17 protein-coding genes are annotated in these 21,914 nt (G+C 63.4%); 10 read left to right on the forward strand and 7 right to left on the reverse strand.

Translation table 11 applies throughout. The features are described 5' to 3' along the window. Nucleotides 1-330 precede the first annotated feature (330 nt). The 5 genes from IV454_RS28280 (at nt 331) to IV454_RS28300 (ending at nt 8,249) form a co-directional block, all read left to right on the forward strand. A complete protein-coding gene (locus tag IV454_RS28280) occupies nt 331-1,740 on the forward strand; it encodes a DEAD/DEAH box helicase (RefSeq protein WP_054263182.1) in 1,410 nt (469 codons plus the stop codon). 367 nt (nt 1,741-2,107) lie between these two features. Then, complete coding sequence (locus IV454_RS28285) at nt 2,108-4,603, forward strand: response regulator (RefSeq protein WP_206088864.1); 2,496 nt, start codon at nt 2,108-2,110, stop codon at nt 4,601-4,603. 12 nt (nt 4,604-4,615) lie between these two features. Then, on the forward strand, nt 4,616-4,993 hold the full coding sequence (locus IV454_RS28290) for a response regulator (RefSeq protein WP_206088865.1): 378 nt from the start codon (nt 4,616-4,618) through the stop codon (nt 4,991-4,993). Continuing rightward, nucleotides 4,990-7,500, forward strand: coding sequence for an EAL domain-containing protein (locus tag IV454_RS28295; RefSeq protein WP_206088866.1), 2,511 nt, complete (start codon nt 4,990-4,992; stop codon nt 7,498-7,500). Before IV454_RS28290 ends, IV454_RS28295 begins: the two co-directional genes overlap by 4 nt. 203 nt (nt 7,501-7,703) lie before the next feature. Beyond that, nucleotides 7,704-8,249, forward strand: a complete 546-nt coding sequence (locus IV454_RS28300) for a DUF2867 domain-containing protein (RefSeq protein ID WP_206088867.1) — start codon at nt 7,704-7,706, stop codon at nt 8,247-8,249. Here IV454_RS28300 and senA read toward each other — a convergent pair. After that, nucleotides 8,246-9,442, reverse strand: a complete 1,197-nt coding sequence (gene senA, locus IV454_RS28305; RefSeq protein WP_206088868.1) for a selenoneine synthase SenA — start codon at nt 9,440-9,442, stop codon at nt 8,246-8,248. The two genes, IV454_RS28300 and senA, sit on opposite strands and share 4 nt — an antisense overlap. A 36-nt stretch (nt 9,443-9,478) precedes the next feature. Between senA and senB the strand changes: the two genes are divergently transcribed. The 4 genes from senB (at nt 9,479) to leuA (ending at nt 14,143) form a co-directional block, all read left to right on the forward strand. After that, nucleotides 9,479-10,441: a selenoneine biosynthesis selenosugar synthase SenB gene (senB, locus tag IV454_RS28310; protein WP_206088869.1), complete on the forward strand. Its 963-nt coding sequence runs from the start codon at nt 9,479-9,481 to the stop codon at nt 10,439-10,441. A 29-nt stretch (nt 10,442-10,470) separates the two neighbouring features. Beyond that, nucleotides 10,471-11,529 carry a selenide, water dikinase SelD gene (selD, locus tag IV454_RS28315; RefSeq protein WP_206088870.1) on the forward strand — a complete coding sequence of 353 codons (1,059 nt, stop codon included), beginning with the start codon at nt 10,471-10,473 and terminating at the stop codon, nt 11,527-11,529. A 172-nt stretch (nt 11,530-11,701) separates the two neighbouring features. Continuing rightward, nucleotides 11,702-12,061, forward strand: coding sequence for a DUF1428 domain-containing protein (locus IV454_RS28320; RefSeq protein WP_054263189.1), 360 nt, complete (start codon nt 11,702-11,704; stop codon nt 12,059-12,061). A gap of 396 nt (nt 12,062-12,457) precedes the next feature. Then, the gene (leuA, locus tag IV454_RS28325) at nt 12,458-14,143 is read left to right on the forward strand and encodes a 2-isopropylmalate synthase (RefSeq protein ID WP_206088871.1); all 1,686 of its coding nucleotides are present in this window, start codon (nt 12,458-12,460) and stop codon (nt 14,141-14,143) included. A 60-nt stretch (nt 14,144-14,203) separates the two neighbouring features. Here leuA and IV454_RS28330 read toward each other — a convergent pair whose 3' ends face one another. Genes IV454_RS28330 through IV454_RS28340 form a run of 3 tightly spaced genes read right to left on the reverse strand, consistent with a single transcriptional unit; the run spans nt 14,204 to nt 16,790 of the window. Then, nucleotides 14,204-15,430 (reverse strand): ATP-binding protein, encoded by a 1,227-nt coding sequence (locus IV454_RS28330; RefSeq protein ID WP_206088872.1) that lies wholly within the window; start codon nt 15,428-15,430, stop codon nt 14,204-14,206. A gap of 5 nt (nt 15,431-15,435) precedes the next feature. Beyond that, entirely contained in the window at nt 15,436-16,329 is an 894-nt protein-coding gene (locus tag IV454_RS28335; RefSeq protein WP_206088873.1) for a tetratricopeptide repeat protein, read from the reverse strand. Next, nucleotides 16,326-16,790 (reverse strand): hypothetical protein, encoded by a 465-nt coding sequence (locus IV454_RS28340; protein WP_206088874.1) that lies wholly within the window; start codon nt 16,788-16,790, stop codon nt 16,326-16,328. The genes IV454_RS28335 and IV454_RS28340 overlap by 4 nt, the downstream gene beginning before the upstream one ends. Nucleotides 16,791-17,285: 495 nt before the next feature. On the opposite strand from IV454_RS28340, the gene IV454_RS28345 reads away from it, so the two are divergent. Continuing rightward, nucleotides 17,286-17,813, forward strand: coding sequence for a hypothetical protein (locus tag IV454_RS28345; protein ID WP_206088875.1), 528 nt, complete (start codon nt 17,286-17,288; stop codon nt 17,811-17,813). An 855-nt stretch (nt 17,814-18,668) separates the two neighbouring features. Here the strand turns inward: IV454_RS28345 and IV454_RS28350 are convergent. Genes IV454_RS28350 through egtD form a run of 3 tightly spaced genes read right to left on the reverse strand, consistent with a single transcriptional unit; the run spans nt 18,669 to nt 21,783 of the window. Further along, on the reverse strand, nt 18,669-19,604 hold the full coding sequence (locus tag IV454_RS28350) for a YihY/virulence factor BrkB family protein (RefSeq protein ID WP_054263197.1): 936 nt from the start codon (nt 19,602-19,604) through the stop codon (nt 18,669-18,671). Beyond that, nucleotides 19,601-20,815 (reverse strand): ergothioneine biosynthesis protein EgtB, encoded by a 1,215-nt coding sequence (egtB, locus tag IV454_RS28355; protein ID WP_370663762.1) that lies wholly within the window; start codon nt 20,813-20,815, stop codon nt 19,601-19,603. Before egtB ends, IV454_RS28350 begins: the two co-directional genes overlap by 4 nt. A 2-nt stretch (nt 20,816-20,817) precedes the next feature. Next, nucleotides 20,818-21,783: an L-histidine N(alpha)-methyltransferase gene (gene egtD / locus IV454_RS28360; RefSeq protein ID WP_206088877.1), complete on the reverse strand. Its 966-nt coding sequence runs from the start codon at nt 21,781-21,783 to the stop codon at nt 20,818-20,820. Between the last annotated feature and the right edge of the window lie 131 nt (nt 21,784-21,914).

Genomic DNA, 21,914 nt, shown 5'->3' on the forward strand with positions numbered 1-21,914 from the left:
ACTATTCGGATATACCTATACAACTACAGTGATACTACTGTATAGTGTTGTTTGTGCGCTGCAATACGTTTCTCGCAATCAGTCTGAAGCGATGGCCCTTGGCAGTTACAAAGAAGTAAAACTAGCAGCTTCGCAAGCCTAGGCGTATCCCACGGATACCCTCAATAAAGCCCTCCCGCCTTGTGTGTCGCACCTGACACCGTCCCGGCGCAAAGCTTTTGTGCCGAAATTTCTTTCATCCTGAGTCATTTCGTTGTGTTGGTTGGCGTTGCTATTTTGCGCTCGGAGCATGTGCTCGGGCGCTGATCTATACCGAAAGAAAAAAACATAATGAGTTTTGAAGCATTAGGCCTCCACGCGTCTATCGTAAAAGCAGTAACCGATGCAGGTTACACCGTTCCGACCCCGGTTCAAGAGCAGGCTGTTCCTGCCGCCATCAGCGGGCGCGACCTGCTGGTTTCGTCGCAGACCGGTTCGGGCAAGACCGCAGCATTCATGCTGCCAGCACTCCACAAATTCGCCGTTGCCGAGCAATCGCAGGCTTCCAAGAACGCAGCCCAGGAAGCGCAAAATGCGCGTGCCCGCGGCGAGCGTCCACGTTTCAAAGCCGCACAGCCTAAAATGCTGGTGCTGACCCCGACCCGCGAACTGGCACTGCAAGTGACCAGCGCGACCGAAAAATACGGCACCCAGATCCGCCGTATCAAGGCCGTGTCGATCCTGGGCGGCATGCCTTATCCTAAACAGATGCAACTGCTGGCGCGCAACCCGGAAATCCTGGTCGCTACCCCTGGCCGCCTGATCGACCATATGGAATCGGGCAAGATCGATTTCTCGGAACTCGAAATCCTGGTGCTGGACGAAGCCGACCGCATGCTGGACATGGGTTTCATCGACGATATCGAAAAAATCATCGCCGCCACCCCGGCCAACCGCCAGACCATGCTGTTCTCGGCCACGCTCGACGGCATGGTCGGCAACATGGCGCGCCGCATCACGACCGACCCGATGGTCATCCAGATCGCCGGTTCGGCCTCGAAGCACGAAAACATCGTGCAGCGCGTGCACTTCGTGGACGACCTGTCGCACAAGAACCGCCTGCTCGACCATCTGCTGCGCGACGAAACCCTGGACCAGGCCGTTGTGTTCACCGCCACCAAGCGTGACGCCGACACCATCGCCGACCGTCTGAACATCGCCGGTTTCTCGGCAGCCGCACTGCATGGCGACATGCACCAGGGCGCGCGCAACCGTACCCTGGACGGCCTGCGCCGCGGCCAGGTCCGCGTGCTGGTCGCAACCGACGTTGCCGCCCGTGGTATCGATGTCCCGAACATCACCCACGTGTTCAACTACGACCTGCCGAAGTTCCCTGAAGACTATGTGCACCGTATCGGCCGTACCGGCCGTGCCGGCCGCAATGGCCTGGCGATCTCGCTGGTGAACCATGCCGAAGGCATGAACGTCAAGCGCATCGAGCGCTTCACCAAGCAGCTCATTCCGGTCAACGTGATCGAAGGCTTCGAGCCAAAGAAAACCGCGTCGGCGCCACGTTCGGCCGCCCGTCCAGGCAGCTGGAAACCAGGCGACAACCGCGGCGGCGCCAAGCCAGGCCAGCGTACCTTCAGCAAGCCGGGCGCAGCACCACGCAAGGAAGGCGCCACCGCCGGCGGCGGCTACAAGGGTTCGAACCCGCGTCCGGCCTCCGAGCGTACCCGCAGCTCGTACGGCGACCGTTAATGGCCGACCCGATCGGCATCTAGTTGCCGTTTAAACAAAGTCCGCCCTGCCGCTGCAAGGAAAACCGGACAGTCGCAAACAAAAGCCTCCGCTCGCGGAGGCTTTTGTGTTTGGGCGGCGTTATAGCACCGTTGCACCTCATCGCTGCCTTACGCTCGACTGGCGAACGACACCGCTTCACTGTTGCTGCAAGCCTACATTTTTTCGCGATTGTAATGACAGGTAGCTGCTATACTTTAACCGTCTTTACATTTCTCGCCGCGTTGGCAATTCACTTTCCTCAGCCCTTCGGCAAGCCTGTACCGCAGTTGCGAGTGCGCCTTTTCGTGCCACAGACTGATCAAAAGTCGTTCACACGAAAGTGCATATGCATACGCCCGGGTTTGAAATTGGCACCGTCGAGCATAAATTAATTACCGAAGGCAATATTGAAGTCCGGCGCCAGGAAAGCTTGCTCAAGACGGGCGCCTTACAGCATGCCATTTTCAACAGCGCCTATTTCTCCAGCATTGCCACCGATGAAAAGGGGGTGATCCAGATTTTCAACGTGGGCGCCGAGCGCATGCTGGGCTATACCGCGCTGGACGTCGTCAACCGGATCACGCCGGCCGATATCTCCGATCCCCAGGAAGTGATCGCGCGCGCCAAGGCGCTCAGCCTGGAGCTGGAGACGCCGATCACGCCGGGCTTTGAAGCGCTGGTGTTCAAGGCTTCGCGCGGCATCGAGGATATTTACGAGCTGACTTATGTGCGCAAGGATGGCAGCCGCTTTCCGGCCATCGTCTCGGTCACCGCCCTGCGCGACGTCCACGAGCACATCATCGGCTACCTGCTGATCGGCACCGACAATACCGCCCGCAAGCACGTCGAGGCCGCGCAGGCGCTGCTCGACCAGCGCCTGCGCGACCAGCAGTTCTACACCCGTTCCCTGATCGAATCGAATCTCGACGCCTTGATGATGACCGACCCGCAAGGCATCATCTCGGACGTGAACCAGCAAATGGTCGCCCTCACCGGGCGCACCCGCGACGAACTGATCGGCGCCCCCAGCAAGAAATTCTTTACCGACCAGACCCAGGCCGACGCCGCCATCAAGCGCGTGCTCCAGGAAAACAAGGTGACCGACTATGAGCTCACCGTGCGCGCCCTCAACGGGGTGGAAACGGTGGTGTCGTACAACGCCGCCACTTTCCACGACCGCGACCGCAAGCTGCAAGGCGTGTTTGCCGCCGCGCGCGACGTCACCGAGCGCAAGCGCTTCGAGCACACCCTGGAAGTGAAAAATATCGAACTGGAACGGGCCAGCCGCATGAAGTCCGAATTCCTGGCCACCATGTCGCACGAGCTGCGTACGCCGCTCAACGCCATCATCGGCTTTTCCGAGGCGCTCAAGGATGGCTTCCTGGGCCAGACCAGCGCGCTGCAACACGAATGCGCCGGCGACATTTTCAGCAGCGGCCTGCACTTGCTTTCGCTGATCAACGACATCCTGGACCTGTCGAAAGTCGAAGCCGGCATGATGTCGCTCGAACTCGATGCGGTCGACCTGCACACCCTCTTGCCGGACAGCCTGACCATCGTGCGCGAAAAAGCCGCGGCCCAGAACATCGCGCTGAGCCTGAAGGTGGGCGACGACCTCGGCACGCCGCAACTGGACATCCGCAAGATCAAGCAGATTGTCTACAACCTGCTGTCGAATGCCGTCAAATTCAGCGCCAATGGCGGCGCCGTCACCTTGCACGCGCGGCGCGTCGCGCGCCGCGCCGTCGGCCACCTTGCCGGTCAATGGCCGGTGCACAGCTTTCCCCTTGCCGACAACGAATACAACGATTTCCTGGAACTGTGCGTCAGCGACAGCGGCATCGGCATTTCGGAGCCGGACATGGCGACCCTGTTCCAGGCCTTCAGCCAGATCGACAGCAGCCTGGCGCGCAAATTCGAAGGTACCGGTCTCGGACTGGCGATGGTCAGACAGCTGGCCGAACTGCAGGGCGGCACGGTGGCGGTCGCCAGCCGGGCGGGCGAGGGATCGCGCTTCGCCGTCTGGTTGCCGCTGCGCGCGCCGGTGCCGGGAGCGCGCCCCGCGCTGCACGGCGCCGCCGCGCCAGCGCCCGCGCGGGCGGGCATCGCGGCCGCGCCGCCGCTCCAGGCGGAACGGATCGCCCTGGTGGTCGAAGACAACGATCAGGCCGCGGCGCTGGCGCGCCTGCTGCTCGAAGCGGAAGGCTTTACCGTGCTGCGCGCGGCAAGCGCCGAGCAGGCGCTGGAGTTGGCGCCGCGGCAGGCGCTGAGCCTGATCACACTCGACATCGGCTTGCCGGGCATGGATGGCTGGCAGCTCCTCCAGCGCCTGCGCGAGAACCCGGCGCTGGCGCGGGTGCCGGTCGTGGTCATTTCCGGTATCGCCGCTACCAGCCTGGCCCTGTCCGGGGGCGCCGCCGCCATGTTGCAAAAGCCGGTCAGCCATGCCCAGTTGCACGCCTCGCTGAGCGGCCTGGGCTTGCAGCCATCGCTGGAACGGACACACACCGTGCTGGTGGCCGAGCACGACCCCAGGGCGGTCGAAGCCATCGCCCGCTTACTGCCCAGTCCCGCGTATGCCATCGTGCGCGCCTACACCGGGAGCGAGGCCATTTTCCTGGCCCGGCATCTGCGTCCGGACCTGATTCTGCTTGACCTGGTGCTGCCGGATGTGAGCGGGGTCGATGTGGCCGAGGCGCTGCAGCGCGATCCGGCCACGGCGCGCATTCCGATCCTGGTCGGCGCGGCGGCGCAGGCAACAGAGCCACGGTGCGCCGAAAAACGCGGTCTCGACCAGGCCCGCTTCGTCGCCGAAGTGCGGCGCGCCTTGCTGCCGCACTAGAGAGGACCGCGCATGGCAAGGATCCTCATCATTGAAGACAATGCCGCCAACATGAAGCTGGCATCGCTGCTGCTGCGCCATGCCGGGCATGCGGTGTTATGCGCCTCCGACGCCGAAAGCGGCTTGACGATGGCGCGTACCGAAAAACCCGACCTGATCCTGATGGACGTGCAATTGCCCGGCATGGACGGACTGGCGGCGACCGCGCTGCTGAAACAGGATGCCGGCACCGGCGCCATTCCCGTGATCGCCCTGACTGCGATGGCGATGAAGGAAGACCGGGCGAAGAGCGAAAGTGCCGGCTGCGACGCGTATATCGCCAAGCCGCTGCGCCATCAGGAATTGTATGCGGCGATCAACGCCTTGTTGCCCCCCGGAGAAGTAGCATGACACTGCGCGCACCCACCATCCTGATCGTCGACGACGAAGCACAGAACCGGCGCCTGCTGGCGGTCCTGTTGCAGCCCGAGGGCTACAGCACCCGCGCCGCCGCCAGCGGCGAAGAAGCGCTGGCCGCCATCGGTGCGTCGGCACCGGACCTGATCCTGCTCGACATTACCATGCCGGGCATGGATGGCTACCGGGTCGCCAGCATCCTCAAGGCCGATCCGGCGACCGCCAACATTCCCATCATCATGGTCACCGCGCACATGGAGCGCAGCGCGCGCCTGGCCAGCCTCGATGCCGGGGCCGAGGAATTCCTGACCAAACCCATCGACCGGGCCGAACTGTGGTTAAGGGTGCGCAACCTGTTGCGCCTGAAAGCCTATGGCGACCTGCAGGACCACAGTGCCAAGCTGGAGCGCCAGGTGCTGGCACGCACGGTCGACTTCCAGCGCTTTCGCACGGCGATGGATGCCACCGCCGACGCCATCATGCTGATCAGCCGCGACAGCATGCGGTTTACCGAGGTCAATGAGACCACATGCCATTTGCTCGGCTACTCGCGCGCGGACATGCTGAGCATGGGCCCTACCGAACTGGTGCAGGCGAGCCGCGCCACCCTGGAGTCCCAGTACGACGCACTCATCGTCGACGGCGCCCGCCGCGACCAGCGCGAAACACGGATGACGTGCAAGGATGGCTCGACCGTGCAGGTGGAAGTGCACAGCCAGGCCTTGCGCTCCGGTACCGACTGGACCATCGTGGTGGTGGTGCGCGACATTACCGAGCGCAAGCAAGCCGAAATGCGCCTGACCCACCTGGCCCATCACGATGCCCTGACGGGCTTGCCCAACCGGACGCTGTTTTATGACACCTTGCAGCGCACCCTGGCGCTGGCGCGCGAGAACGGCGCGCTGGTCGCGGTCATGTTCCTCGACCTCGACAACTTCAAGAATATCAACGACACCCTGGGGCACGCGATCGGCGACGAGCTGCTGCTGCAGTTCAGCAACCGCCTGGTGCAGTGCGTGCGCGTGCGCGACACGGTCGGCCGGCTGGGGGGCGACGAATTCGCGCTGATCCTGATCATGCAGGATAGCCAGCAGGGCGCGGTGGTGATCGCCGAAAAAATCCGCGACGCCTTGCGCGCCCCGTTTATCCTGCGCGGGCATGAAGTCACTATCACCGCCAGTATCGGCATCACGGTCCATCCGGACGACGCGTCCGATCCGGACACCTTGATCAAGTACGCCGATACGGCGATGTACCAGGCCAAGCACGCCGGGCGCGACACCTACCGCTTCTTCACCGCCCAAATGAACGCCAATGTGCTGGCCCGCCTGGACATCGAGACCGCATTGCGCAAGGCGATTGAAAACGAGGAATTCGTGCTGTATTACCAGCCCAAGGCGCATCTCAACAGCGGACGTATCGCGGGTCTGGAAGCGCTGCTGCGCTGGCACCGTCCGGGCCATGGCATGGTCGCTCCCAATGAATTTATTTCGGTGCTGGAAGAGACGGGGATGATCGTGCAAGTGGGCAGCTGGGTCGTGGCGCAGGCGTGCCGGCAGATCGGCTTATGGCTGCGCTCGCCTGTCGGCCCGGTCCAGGTATCGGTCAACGTCTCTGGGAGGCAATTCGCTGAAGGCGACCTTGACGGAGACATCATCAAGGGGCTGAGCCAGTATGAGATCCCGCCCGACCTGCTCGATCTGGAGCTGACCGAGACATCCTTAATGGCCAATTCCGAGCGCACCACCGATATCTTGCACAGGCTCAAGCAGCACGGGGTACAGATTTCCATCGACGATTTCGGCACCGGCTATTCCAGCCTGGCTTACCTGCGCCGCTTTCCTATCGATAAACTGAAGATCGACATCGCCTTCATCCGCGACGTCACCACCAACCCCGATGACGCGGCCATCGTGCTGGCCATCATCAGCATGGCCCACAGTCTCAAGCTCGACGTGATTGCCGAAGGCGTCGAAACCGCCGCCCAGCTCAATTACCTGCGGCGCCACCATTGCGACCAGATCCAGGGCTTTTACTTCAGCCGCCCCCTGCCCGCGGACCAGGTCACCGAGATGCTGCTGCACGACCAGGGCCTGCCTCCGCCGGCGCGCACCGGCCAGCCGAGCAAGACCTTGTTGATCATCGACGACGACCCCTTCATGCTCGACATCCTGGCCAATCTGTTCGGCCGCGACGGCTACCACATCCTGTGCGCACGCTCGGCGGCGGAAGGCTTCGACGTGCTGGCCTTGAACGAGGTGCAGGTGATCTTGTGCGACCAGTGCATGCCGGCCATGAGTGGAACGGAGTTCCTGGACAAGGTCAAGGAACTCTATCCGAAGACATTCCGCATCGTGTTATCCGGACAAACCGATCTGGAATCGATCATGAAGGCGGTCAACTGCGGCGCGATTTTTCGTTTTTATACCAAGCCGTGGGATAACAACCTGCTGCGCGATAACGTACGCGATGCCTTCCGCCAGTTCATGGAGATCGAATGACAGCGCACGGCCCCAGCCGACGCACGCCCTTGGTGGCCGTGGTAGCGATGTTGCGGACCTGGCAGCAGCTTGGACGAACGAGGCGCGGCGTGCAGGGAGCGCGGCGCGGCCTAGCACCCGAATCACGTAAACGCGGTACACTTGCCTGGATAAAACGTCAACCTGGATGTGTAGTTAACTCGTTCAACCACGGGAGTACCCGAATGCCGAATGAATTCACGCTCGCAACGGCCGTTGCGCTCCCCGCGCACTCCGGCGTCAACCAGGCCTTTGCATCGGTGAACCTGGCCGATGCTTTTGCGATCCGGCTGCCCTTGGGCGCATCGGCCGACCCGGACGTGCTGGCCCGTTTCATCTTCGCGCACCAGCCCGCGTGGATCGGACACCTCCTGCGTGTGCGCGACATGATCGTCGTCGGCCTGGGCCTGAAAACGGCCACGCAGCTGGCCAAAATCGCCAGTGAAACGGAGCCTTCCCGCGTTGGCATCTTCAAAGTCTACAGCACGAACGAGACCGAGATCGTCATCGGGGAAGACGACAAGCACCTCGATTTCCGGATCTCGCTTCTGTGCTCAAGCGGGTCAGCGCCGGACAACAGGCGCGAGCTGACCATGACAACGGTGGTTCATTGCCACAACCTGCTGGGACGAAGTTACCTGCGCGTCATTGCGCCCTTTCACCGCGCCGTCGTCAAAGCCAGTTTGCGCAGCGCGGCGCGCGTCGGATGGCCCGACGCTGGCGTGCATTAATAGGCGCAGGTACGGAATCCACAGAAAATATCATCCCGCTCGGGCATGAAGAAATTGCGGAAGCGCGCCGAGCCAAAGCGCGACGGCGTGGCGAACGAGGCCCCGCGCAGCACTTGATGGGTCATGAACCACGGCTGCGAATACTCGCGGTAGCGGTCCGGCGCAAACCCCGGATACGGCTCGAACGGGGTGGCTGTCCACTCCCACAGCTGGCCCCAGCGGAACCCCGCCTGCCCCGACAGCGCCGCATATTCCCATTCCGCTTCGCTGGGCAAGCGCCGCTGCGCCCACGCGCAATACGCCTGGGCCTCGAACAGGCACACATGGCGCACCGGCTCGGACGGCGACAAGGTCGACAGGCGGCCGAAGCGCACCGTGCGCCACTGGTCGCCGTCGCGCTGCCAGTAGCGCGGCGACGAGCGCTCCTGGCGCATCAGCCACGCGCTGCCGGCCGCGCTCCAGTACTGGCGGTTCTGGTAACCGCCATCGGCCACGAATTCGGCAAACTGCGCGTTGCTCACCAGCCCGGCATCGATGCGAAACGGCGCCACGTACACCGGGTGCGCCAGCTTCTCGTTGTCGAACACGAAGCCGCCCTCCTGCCCGCCGCCCAGCACGACGGTCCCGCCGGGATAGGCGATTTGCGCTGGCTGCGAATGCATCGCCTCGTCACGCGTCAAGTGCGCCGGCGCCGTCACGCCCAGGGTTTGCATCGAATACAGAAAGGCTTCGCCGTGCATGTCTTCGTGGGCCAGCACCAGGCGGTACGGGTACAGGGCGTCGTCCGTGCCCGCCTCGCGCGCGAGCTTGTCGACGGTCCGGTCCAGCACTTCATGGCAATAGGTCTTGAGCGCGCCGGGGCTGGGCAGGTCGAGCGTCCAGCGCGAGCGGTGCGGCACCAGGTTCGAATCGAACCAGTCGTCGCCGCGCGTGAGCAGCGAACCGCGCTGGGCGTCGGCCGGATGACTGGAGGCCGCCTCGCGCAGGATGAACCATTCGGCGAACCACGCGGTATGACCGAGCTCCCACAGCGGCGGGTTGATCGTGGCGATATGCGGCACGCGCGCGAGCGTGTCGAAACCCGCCGCCGCAAAGCAGTCGAAGAGGCTGAGCGTATAATGGCGCGCATTCTGCAGCGCCTCGGCCAATTGCTGCGGCTTGGCATGCCGGAAGGATGCGGTGATTGAACTCATAGCCGGTAATTGTAACGACTTTTTCAAGGAGTCGCGGTGCAGCGACCAAGGGTGCTGATCGTCAGCCCCGCATCGAAGCGGGAGAACAACGGCAACTGGCAGACCGCCAGCCGCTGGGCGCATTTCCTGCGCGCGCGCTGCCGCGTGACCATCGCCCCCGGCTGGGATGACAGCGCGCCCCCGCCCGACCTGATGATCGCGCTGCATGCGCGCCGCTCGGCGGCACCCCTGGCCGCGTTTGCCGCCGCCTTCCCCGACCGAGCGCGCGTGCTGGTACTGACCGGCACCGACCTGTATCGCGACATCGCCACCGACCGCGCGGCCCAGGCATCGCTCGCCCACGCCCAGCGGCTGGTGCTGCTGCAGGCCGATGGCCTGGCCATGCTGGCGCCCGAACAGCGCGCCAGGGCCTGCGTGATCCACCAGTCCGCGCGCGCGCTCGCGCCCTTCCCCCATGGCGCGGCGCGGCGCTTCATCGACATCGTCATGATCGGCCACCTGCGCGAAGAAAAAGACCCGCGCACCTTCATGGCCGCGGCCGCGCTGGTGACGGCGCCCAGGGCACGCCTGCTGCATATCGGCGGCGCGCTCGCCCCAAGCCTGGGCGAGCTAGCCATGGCCACGCAGGCCGCCACGCCGGCTTATCGCTGGCTGGGCGCGCTGCCGCACGCCGCCACGCGCCAGCGCCTGCGGCGCAGCCACGCCATGGTGATCGCCTCGCACATGGAAGGCGGCGCCAACGTCATCATCGAAGCGGTCACTTGCGGCGTGCCGGTCCTGGCCAGCGATATCAGCGGCAACCGCGGCATGCTGGGCGACGACTACGCGGGCTATTTCGCGCCGGGCGACGCGCCCGCGCTGGCGCGCCTGATCGAGCGCTGCATCGGCGACCAGGCCTTCCATGCGCTGCTGCGGCGCCAGTGCGACGCGCGCGCGCCCTTGTTCGCTCCGGCCCGCGAGCGTGCCTGTGTGCTCGACTTGGTGGATAATCCGGTCTGACCTGCCTTTTACCGAAACGGACACCGACCATGAGCAATGCCCCTGAAACGCCCATCAAACTCACTTCGTTTTCGCATGGCGGCGGCTGCGGCTGCAAAATCGCGCCCGGCGTGCTGTCCGAGATCCTGAAAAATTCGACCGGTTTCCCGGTGCCCAAGGAGCTGATGGTCGGTATCGAAACCGCCGACGATGCCGCCGTCTACAAGCTCAATGACGAACAGGCGCTGATCGCCACCACCGATTTTTTCATGCCGATCGTCGACGATCCCTTCGATTTCGGCCGCATCGCCGCCACCAATGCCATCTCCGACGTGTATGCGATGGGCGGCACGCCGATCATGGCGCTCGCGCTGGTGGGCATGCCGATCAATAAACTGCCGCTCGAAACCATCGGCCAGATCATCCGCGGCGGCGAAACCATGTGCGCCGAGGCGGGCATTCCGATCGCCGGCGGCCACACGATCGATTCGGTCGAGCCGATCTACGGGCTGGTGGTGCTGGGCCTCGTGCATCCCTCCAAGGTCAAGCGCAACGCCGACGCGCGTGCCGGCGACGTGCTCATTCTGGGCAAACCGCTGGGCGTGGGCGTGCTCTCGGCCGCGCTGAAAAAAGACGTGCTGGGGCCCGAAGGCTATGCCGCCATGATCGCCAATACGACCAAGCTCAATAAGCCGGGCAAGGCGCTGTCGGACATGGAAGGGGTGCATGCGCTGACCGACGTCACCGGCTTCGGCCTGTTGGGCCATTTGCTGGAACTGGCGCGCGGCTCGAACCTGACGGCGCAGCTGACCATGTCGCAGATTCCCCTGCTGCCTGGCGTGGAGCAGCTGGCGCACGATGGCTACTTCACCGGCGCGTCGGGACGCAACTGGGATGCCTACGGCAAGGACGTCACGCTCTCGCCGAGCATCAGCAGCGCGCAGCACATGCTGCTGACCGACCCGCAAACCTCGGGCGGGCTGCTGGTATCGTGCGATCCGGGCAGCGTCGACGAGATCCTGGCGCTGTTCGCGCGCGAAGGCTTCGAGAGCGCCGCCGTCATCGGCGAGATGACGGCGGGCGCGCCGCGCGTCCAGGTCGCGGCGTAAGGCCAGACCGGGTCAGCCCCGGCAAGACATCAGGCGGCCGGGGTACGGCGCTTGCCGGGGTGGCGCGAAATGCAACACAGGCAATTTAATTTGGGTATGGTGCGGGCCTGCGAATACGGGGCGGGTATGATGAATTGTGCGGTTCCACCTAGTGCTTTTCCAGGAGAACATAATGGCCTATGTCGACGGTTTCGTACTTCCCCTCCCCACCAGCAACATCGAAAGTTACCGCGCCATGGCGACCACCTGCGGCGCGATCTGGCGCGAACATGGCGCGCTGCAGTACCGCGAATGCATTGCCGATGACGTCAAGCCCGGCAAGCTCACGTCCTTTCCTCAAAGCGTCAACCTGCAGCCGGGCGAGACGGTCGTGTTTTCCTGGATCGTGTACGAATCGCGCGCCCACCGCGACGAAGTCAACGACAAGGTCATGAAAGACCCGCGCATGGCCGACTTCATGAAAGGGACCGACATGCCCTTCGACGGCAAACGCATGATTTACGGCGGCTTCGACATGTTTCTCGATTTGTAGCTTGACGGCGGCAGTGCGCGCGCGGTTCGCCGGCGTGCACATCAGCGCTTGACAAGCCGGCGCAGCCTGACGTACAGTGAACTCATGTCTTCCTCCCTGCATCTGTCGTCTTTCCCCCTGCTCGCTGGCGCGCTATCGCTAGCGACACTACTAGCTGCACGCGCGTAATCCACCCGCAGTGCGCCGCCCGGCTCCCCAGCCGGCGTTTGTAAGCCAGCAAACAAGCCAGTAACACCCCAGGAAAGCCCGACCCGATGTTCGCTCCCGTCTCCATCACTCTGTTCCTACTGCTAAAGCTACCGATCGGTTGCCTGGCCTAGCGTACCTGTGGCCGCCCGGCAGCCTTTCGCCACCCCGCCGCCCGGCCCCCATTCGCTTTAGTTTCAGGAGAACACCATGATGTTGCAGAACCCGTCGTCGAAATACCGCGCCTTCCCTCCAGTTCATTTGACCGGCCGCCAGTGGCCGGACCGCGCCATCACCCATCCGCCGATCTGGATGAGCACCGACCTGCGCGACGGCAACCAAGCCTTGATCGAGCCGATGAGCCACGACAAAAAGCTGCGCTTTTTCGAGATGCTGATCCAGATTGGCCTCAAGGAAATCGAAGTCGGCTTTCCGTCCGCCTCGCAGACCGACTTCGATTTCGTGCGCAAGCTGATCGATGAAGACCGCATCCCCGAGGACGTCACCATCATCGTGCTGACCCAGTCGCGCGAGGAATTGATACGCCGTACGGTTGACTCCTGCGTGGGGGCGCGGCGCGCCATCGTGCACCTGTACAACTCGGTCGCCCCCGTATTCCGCAAGGTCGTGTTCGGCATGACGCGCGAGCAGATCACGGACATCGCCGTCAGCGGCACCAAGCTGGTCAAGCAGTTGGTCAAGCAGCACCCGCAGACGGAATGGGCGTTCGAGTACACGCCGGAATCGTTCTCGACCACGGAACTCGACTTCTCCAGGCATATCTGCGACGCCGTCAGCGAGGTCTGGCAGCCGACCCCGCATAACAAGATGATCGTCAACCTGCCGTCCACCGTCGAATGCAGCACGCCGAACGTGTATGCGGACCAGATCGAGTGGATGTCGCGCAAGCTGGCACGGCGCGACTCGCTGATCATCAGCGTGCACCCGCACAATGATCGCGGCACGGCGGTGGCCTCGGCCGAGCTGGCCATCATGGCGGGCGCCGACCGGGTCGAAGGCTGCCTGTTCGGCAATGGCGAGCGTACCGGCAACGTCGACCTCGTGACCCTGGCGATGAACCTGTACACCCAGGGCGTGCATCCGGGGCTCGATTTCTCCGATATCGATGCCGTGCGCCAGGTGGTGGAGGAATGCAACCAGTTGCCGGTGCATCCGCGTCATCCGTATGCGGGCGACCTGGTGTTTACGGCGTTTTCCGGTTCGCACCAGGATGCGATCAAAAAAGGATTTGCCCAGCAAAAGCCGAATGCCTTGTGGGAAGTGCCGTATTTGCCGATCGACCCGGCCGACCTGGGGCGTAGCTACGATGCGGTGATCAGGGTCAACAGCCAGTCCGGCAAGGGCGGGATGGCGTATTTGCTGGAACAGGAATTCGGCTTGAGCTTGCCACGCCGCTTGCAGATCGAGTTCAGCCGCGCGGTGCAGGCGGTGGCGGACGCCAGCGGCCGCGAGATTGCCGCGAAAGAGATTCATGCAATTTTCTGCAGCGAATATTTCGACCAGACCAGCCCGTATGCCTATAGCGCGCACAAGATGGTGGAAGACAGCAGCAGCGACGAGCCGGTGCAGATCGACATCACCCTGGCGCACCGCCAGGCGAGCCTGAGCTTGCAAGGCGGCGGAAATGGCCCGATCGATGCGTTCGTGAACGCGCTTGGCCTCGATATCAAGCTGATGGATTACCACGAGCACGCAATCGGCTCGGGCGCGAATGCCAAGGCGGCGTGTTATGTGGAGTTACGGCTGGCGAATGGCCCGACCATGTTCGGCGCCGGGATCGACAGCAATATCGTGACGGCGTCGTTCAAGGCGGTGCTCAGTGCGGTGAACCGGCAACTGGTCAGGGCGGAGCAGGAAGTCGCTGTAGCGGGGTAAGCCAAGGCCGCGCACCGCCTCGTCATGTCCGCCGCTGGCAGAAATGACGAGGCGGCGCGATCAGATAAACTTGGTCTTCTTCAAATACTTCTCCACATCGCGATAACTGTCGTCGCTGCCGGCATAACGCACCAGATTTCTCGCCGTCTTCAGCCATTCCACCGTGGATGGCTGCATCGTTTCCAGCGCATACGCAATATCGCCCGGCCCGATCGGCCGCTCCGGGTTCCCTGCCAAAATATCGTGAATCGCGCTTTCCTTGGCCAGGTCGATCACCCCATCGATATCGGCCCCGGAAAAATGCGGCGTCGCCGCCACCAGCGCATCCACATCCACGCCCTCGACCGGTACATCGCGCAGCTTGATGTTGATGATGTGCTTGCGCGCTTGCGCATCCGGCGGCGGCACGAACAATTGGCGCGCGAAGCGCCCGGTGCGCTTCATGGCCTGGTCCACATCCCACGGCATATTGGTCGCCGCCAGAAACAGCACGTCGCGGTTGTCGCGCTCGAAACCATCCAATTGCGACAGGAATTCATTGACGATGGTGCGGCTATGCTCGCTTTGCGCCTTGGAACGCGAAAACGCCAGCGCATCGAGCTCGTCGAAGAACAGCACGCAGGGCTTTTGCGCCCTCGCCTTCTCGAACAATTGCGCCAGGTTGCGTTCGCTTTCGCCCATCCACATATTCAGTACTTCGCTGATGCCCACCGACACGAACGACGCATTGCACTCGTTGGCAATCGCGCGCGCGATCATGGTCTTGCCGCAGCCCGGCGGGCCGTACAGCAAAATCCCGCCGCCGCCCTGCTTCTTGAATTTGGCGAACAGCGAAGGCCGCAGGAAGGGCTCGATGATATGCAGGCGCAGCATCTTTTTCAGCTCTTCCATGCCGCCCACATCGGAAAAACGCACGAGGTCGGGCGCCTGCGGCTTGAGCGGCACCACGTTGGCGCTCTGCCCCACCAGGGACAACGCCGGGCCCGATGCCGGACGCGCACTCTGCTGCAACTGTTCCAGCGCCGGCACCGGCACAAAGCCATCCTGCTGGCGCGCGCGGCCGTAGGCGGCCAGCGCATCGCTGTTGCGCTCCAGGGCCAGCAAGGCCTGGGCCTTGCCGCAGAGCGCCGCCGCACCGGGCGACTGCCGCTCCGCCAGCTCGAATTGCACCAGCGCGGCGGCAGCATCGTTTTCTTCGAGCAGCAGCCGGGCATAGCCGAGCCGGGTGGCGCTGTTGAATGGATCGCTCACCAGCGAGGCTTCATATTGTTCACGCGACATTGTCATGGTCATTAAATTCCTGCCCGGCGTTTCAGCCAGCGCTTGAGCAAAGAGGGAAAAATCCAGGAGTACACACAATAAGCGATCAATCCGATACTGAGCGGGGCGACGGCGTCCGGGGCGACCCGGCCAACGCCATTGATCACGAGCAGGGTCAGCACCCACAGGCCAACCGACGCGCCCCAGCCCCAGCGGTTCAGCGGCCACAGCGGCAGCATGCTCCAATGGCTCAGCGCGTCGAGGTCGACCACCAGTGCGAGAATCTCGCGCGAGTCCGGATACAACTTGAGCAGTTCGATGGCGATGCGCTTGGCGGCGCCGTACTTGCCGCGATGAAGCAGGTGCGTGATCAGCATGCGCGCCGTGCTCAGGCTTTCCGGATGGCGGCTCATCATCACCGACAGGCGTTCCTGCTCCGCACCGCGGCGTCCCTCGATCAGGTCGCCCATCATGCAAGCGATCAGGGCCAGTTCATCGTCCGGATCGAGACGCAGCGCTTCGTGCGCCAGCGCTTGCGCCTTGTCCAGGTGCATGGTGCGGTACATCAGCATGGCGTAGCGCGCGTACAGATGGCCGGACTCGGGATACTCCTTGAGCAAGTCGAGCAGCATCGCTTCGGCCGCGGGCAATTCCTCGCTATCCTGGTACAAGGTGGCCAGCAAGGAGCGCGCCGCGACATGGTCGGGTGCGCGGCTGAGCACGCTGTGCAGAGTGGCGCGCGCGGTGGCGCGCCGGTCGGTCAGGTAATCGAGCAGCGCCGAGCCGTACAACAGATCGCTGTCGTCCGGATACTGGGCCAGGGCTTCGGCCAGCACATCGCCGGCCTGGGCATAGCGTTTGCGCTCGATCAGCCCGAGCAGGCGCGCGCTCAATTCGCGCGGCGATAAGACAGGATGATCATTCATACTGACACGGCCTTCGCGTAATGCAGCACCAGCCACGTCATGCCGTAGCCCAGCACCCCGCAGGCAATGGCCGGGATCCACGGGGCGGGTGGCTTGGCGCCGAACAGGACGGCGGAGCGGTGCTGCTTGCGGTGCATCAGGTACACCACGCCGAACAGCGCCATCGCCAAGGCGCGCGACAGGATCCGCTCGCCGCCGGCGCCGATCGCATCGATCACGGAGATCAAGGGCGCATAGCCCGCCTGGATGGCGACAAAGAAAGCCGTGCTCAGCGCCAGCGCCGGCAGATACGCCAGCGCATCGAGTGGACGCCTGAGCTTCCAGGAATTGAGCGCCGAATACAAAATAATCGCAAACGGCCCGCCGAAAAACGCCAGCAGGAAGCCCGACTGCGCCGAATACAGGATTGCCGCGGGCGCCCGGGAGGGCGAGAGCGAGGGAGTGAGCAGGCTTTCGCGCATAGCGTGTTGCCTGGAGTAAGTAAAAAGTGGTGGCGCGAAACAGAAACAGCATCATACCCACCTTTCCGGCCGCCTTCCAGCCGCACGGACAAGACGCGCTTCAACGCCGTGCGGGTAGCCAGTCGGCCATCGCGGCCACGTCGGGCGGGGCGCCGCGCTCATCGAGCGGACCGCCATCGCGCTTCGCCCAGCATACCGGAAAGCCGGGCAAACTGGCCGCACTCCGAGGCCGAGGGCCGTGCGCATCTTTACACTGACATGTAAATGCGTGAATGTAAAACCCATCGTTGACACGGCTGCCGCCGCAGTGTCTTCCCGCACCGCCGGGCAAGACGACGAAATCCGGCCCATCCCTGCCCTGGCACGAAACTTGATACAGATCATGCACCTGCATGCGATTCGTCGGGAGCGACGACGCATGCCAGACCAGCGTCGCGCACCATCAACGCAGCTGTAGGTTCATCGCCACGAAACACCGTCGATACGGAGGAAATCATGCCTGACTATTCCCACAAGCCCGATCTGCAAGCCGCAGTCACCCGCGCACTCGGCCAGCGCAGCGGCAGCGAGGCGCTCAAGGTAGTTGCCTACTGGAAGGAAACCGGCACTTTCTGGGCGCTCAAGCAAGACGGTTTTCTGAACGACCAGGAAATGGCGTCCCTGCGCGAGGAACTGGGCACGACGCAGGTCTACCAGGCATGGCTGAGCACCTGCGATATCGATTGGACCGCCAGAACGGGCTTGCGTGCGCGCATGGTCGGCGTGTCGGCGCATCTGAACCAGATGATGCGCCCGGCCGACTGGAGCGACCTGACTGCCGCCGCCAATTGCACTTGCACTGTCGAGTGCATCCTGGAAATGGAGAGCTTGCCCGCCGAGGATCCGCTCGTCGATGCCGGCACCGTGCATTCCGCCTGGTGGACGTTCATGAGCGACATTCCGTTCGAGCAGTTCGACCTGCCGATCCGGAATGCCGCTTCGCCCGCCGGCCTGACGCAGGGACGGCCGAGCTACTCGGTCTGAGTCCGATGCACCTTGTTCGCATGACGAACAGATCGGTGCACCGTAGCGGCCCGTCAGCGGGACTCGCCTGCGCGGGGAGCGTCGCGAAGGCGGCTCGTGCGTTTGAATCTTCCGATCCTGGCCGCGCGGCGCCGCGACCAGGATCGGCATCGTTTGCCGGGAAAGGAAAACACAGACGAAAAAAAAGCCCGCCAAAGCGAGCTCTATTCCAATGTATTACCAATGCTTTAATCGTGTCCCAGACGCCCATGCTATCTGCGTGGTGCCCTGACGTGTAAATCGACTACCGTATCCGGAATTACAAATCCAGGAGCTTGCAACCATCTACCTTTGCGACATTACACATATTGCGCGGCGGTGCAGACTCTGGACAGGGTTTCGGTTCGTTTGAACCTCACCACAGAACGTAGTGTAGCACAGGATTGTGCGATGCAGCAAACATTATCGGAATATGCCGCCGTCCGCTGGCGCCGGCAACTCAGGTCAAGGTCGCTTCGCCATGACGGGTCTTTCGCCAGCCCTCTCCAGCAATCGCTTGAGCCACAAGCACGCTTGCATCGCGCCGATAAACACGACGCACAGACGAAAAAAAAGCCCGCCGAAGCGAGCTCTATTCCAATGTATTACCAATGCCTTAATCGCGTCTCAGGCGCCCATGCTATCTGCGTGGTGCCCTGACGTGTAAATCGACTACCGTATTCGGATTACAAATCCAGGCTGTTGCAACCATCTACCTTTGCGACATTACACATATTGCGCGGCGGTGCAGGCTCTGGATAGTGTTTCGGTTCGTTTGAACCTCACCACTGAACGTAGTGTAGCACACGTTTGTGCGACGCAGCAAATTTTATCGCCTTATTCCGCAGGCCGCGTGCTCATCGGTGTTGCTTCCTTGTGCTGCTCGTTGCGCCCTGCCCGCTCGTATTCCGAAATCACCTGCGCGCCGAACAGCAGCAAGGTCGCGCCGATCTCCAGGCTGAACATGACCACGATGGCGGTCGTCATCGAGCCGTACACCATGTTCACCTGCGACAAGGTCGAAAAGTACCAGACCAGCACATGGCGTGCGATTTCCCACAGCAGCGCCGCCGTCACGCCGCCGATGAGCGCATGCGAGAGCGACAGCCGCCCCACCGGCATCACCAGGTAGATGGAACTGAGTACCAGAATCTCGCCGCTCAGCCCCAGGCAATACAGCAGCACGCCGGACACGCCATTGAGCGACCAGGCATACCCGAGGAAGGACACGCTCTCCTCGCCCATCACCTGCAAGGTGCCCGACACCAGGGTGACGATCATGATGCCCGCGCCGAGCGCCAGGATATAACAATACGGCAGGATCGCCGAGATCAGGAAGTGCCGGCGCCGGATCGCCACCCGGTGATGGAAGATCACGCTCATCGCGTTTTCCAGCGCGGTGAACGCCAGCGAACTGAAAAACAGCATGCTGGCGAACAGCACCCAGGTGACCAGGTCGCGGTCGTCCATGAAGTGCGACAGTTCTTTCACGATGGCCTTGGACTGCCCCGGCACCAGCCACTCCAGATAGCGCCCCAGGGTCGACAGCAGCTCGGCCTGGTCGATGAAGTGCGACAGCGCCACCACGACCAGCATCAGGAAGGGCACGATCGACAGCAGCGCGTAATACGCCACCGCGCCGGCCAGCAGCAAGCCCTGGTTGGCCTTGAAGCCCTTGAGCGTCTGCCACGCGAAGGCGAGCGGATGGCCAAGCACGTAGGCGTTGGCACGGCGGTTCAAGATACGCAGGCGCAGACCGCGGGTACCCTTCATCGCGCCAGCCTGATGCCGGTGAACTGCCAGCGCGCCCCGGCCGGGAAGAAGTTGCGGTAGCTGGCGCGCGCATGCGCGGGCGGCGTGGTGCACGAGGAACCGCGCAGGACGTACTGATTGAGCATGAATTTACCGTTATATTCGCCCAGCGCGCCGGGCGCGCAGGCATAGCCGGGATACGGCGCGTAACTACTGCTGGTCCACTGCCAGCACTCGCCGAACATTTGCGTCAAGCCCCCGCCCTGCTGCGCGCCGGCCGGATGCAGGCCGCCCGCAGTCACGGGCACACTGGCCGCGGCCACTTCCCATTCCGCCTCGGTCGGCAGGCGCGCGTCCATCCAGTGCGCGAATGCGTCCGCCTCGTACAGCGACAGATGCGTCACCGGCCGCGCCGCATCGAGCGGCTGCAATCCGTACAGGGTAAATTCGTGCCACTGCCCGTGCGCGTCGCGCTGCCAGTACAGCGGGTGCGCCAGTTTCAGCTCGCCCACCCGGTCCCAGCCCTCCGAGAGCCACAGCGCCGGCTCGCGATAGCCGCCCGCCTCGATGAAGGCCAGGTATTCGCCATTGGTCACCAGGCGCGAAGCGATCGCAAACGGCGCCACATACTGGCGATGGCGCGGCAGCTCGTTGTCGAAGCAAAAGCTCGTGTCCACGTGGCCGATGTCGGCCAGGCCGCCCTCGAAACCGATCCACCCTAGCGGCGCGGCGGCCGGCGCGCGCGCCAGCGCACTGTCCATATAGGCGGGCCACATGGCGTTCTGCGCCAGCAGGTGCTTGACGTCGGTGAGCATCAGCTCCTGGTGCTGCTGCTCGTGCTGCAAGCCCAGTTCCAGCAATTCCAGCAACTGCGGCAGCTCGGCGCCGGGCTGCGCCGCCAGCAGGCGCGCCACTCTAGCATCCACATTGGCGCGGTAGGCGCGCACATCGCGCATGGCGGGACGTGTCAGCACGCCGCGCTGGGCGCGCGGATGGCGCTCGCCGATGCCGTTGTAATAGGAATTGAACAGCACCCGGAAGGCTGGATGAAAGGGCGCGAAGCCTTCCTCGAAGCGCTCCAGGATAAACGTTTCGAAAAACCAGGTGGTATGCGCCAGATGCCATTTGATGGGACTGGCGTCGGCCATCGACTGGGCGCCGCAGTCTTCGTCGGACAGGGGCTCGGCCAGCATCAGCGAACGTTTGCGCACGCCGTCGTAAAGGTCGCGCATGCTCATCGGGCAATGGCGCGCGCGTAGATGACCGCGAACCACTGGTCCGGATCGGTCCACACATGCACGCTCTGAAAGCCGGCTTGTTCGAGCAGCCCCACCGCCGCGCTCTGGCGGTACTTGTAGCTATTCTCGGTATGAATCCGCTCGCCCGCGGCGAAACGGCGTTCCCCGCCCGGCCAGCGCACGGTCAGCGCTTCGCGCGCTTCCAGGTGCATTTCCACCCGGCTGTCGTCGGCATTGAAAAAGCCGCGGTGGCGCCACTGCGCCACGTCGAAGTCGGCCCCCAGCAGCAGGTTCACATGGCGCAGGATATTCAGGTTGAAGGCAGCCGTGACGCCGATGGCGTCGTCGTAGGCCGCATCGAGCGTGGCGGCATCCTTGACCAGGTCGATCCCGATCAGCAGCGCGCCGTCGTCATCGCACTCGTCGCGCGCGCGCCGGAGAAAGTCTCGCGCCTCATCCGGCGTGTAGTTGCCGATCGACGAACCCGGGTAAAAGAACAGGCGCTTGCCCGGCCGTACCACGCCAGGCAGATCGAGATGGCTCGAAAAATCCAGTCCCAGCCCGGTCATCTCGATATGCGGAAAGCGCTGCTGCAAGCGTTCGATCGATTCGCGCAGGAAATCGTAGGAAATGTCGACCGCCACATACTGGGCCGGATGCAGCAGCGGGAACAGGCGCGCCGCCTTGGCGCAGTTACCCGCCCCCAGGTCGATCAGGGTGGTGCCCACGCCCACGGCGCGCGCGATGTCGGCGCCGTGGCGCGCCACGATCGCCGCTTCGGTGCGGGTCGGATAATATTCGGGCAGCTCGCAAATCGCCTCGAACAGCCGGGAACCGAGGGCGTCGTACAGGAATTTGGGCGAAATCGCCGCGCTCTTGCCGAGCAGGCCGGCAGTCAGTTCGGACACGATGGCGCCGCTGGCGCGCGCATCGCGCGCTTCGGCAAGGCTGGAAGTCGGCATAGGAGTACTCAATCGAAATCGCTGCGTTGGTGTTTTTGTTATCATAGCTGAATATCCCGTATTAAACGGTCCGCCCGGCGTTCAAGCGTGCTCGCCGGCCGGCGTCCACCCCGACTTCCCCACAAGGCTAC

The sequence above is a fragment of the Massilia antarctica genome, from assembly GCF_015689335.1.
Taxonomy (GTDB): Bacteria; Pseudomonadota; Gammaproteobacteria; order Burkholderiales; family Burkholderiaceae_D; genus Telluria_A; species Telluria_A antarctica.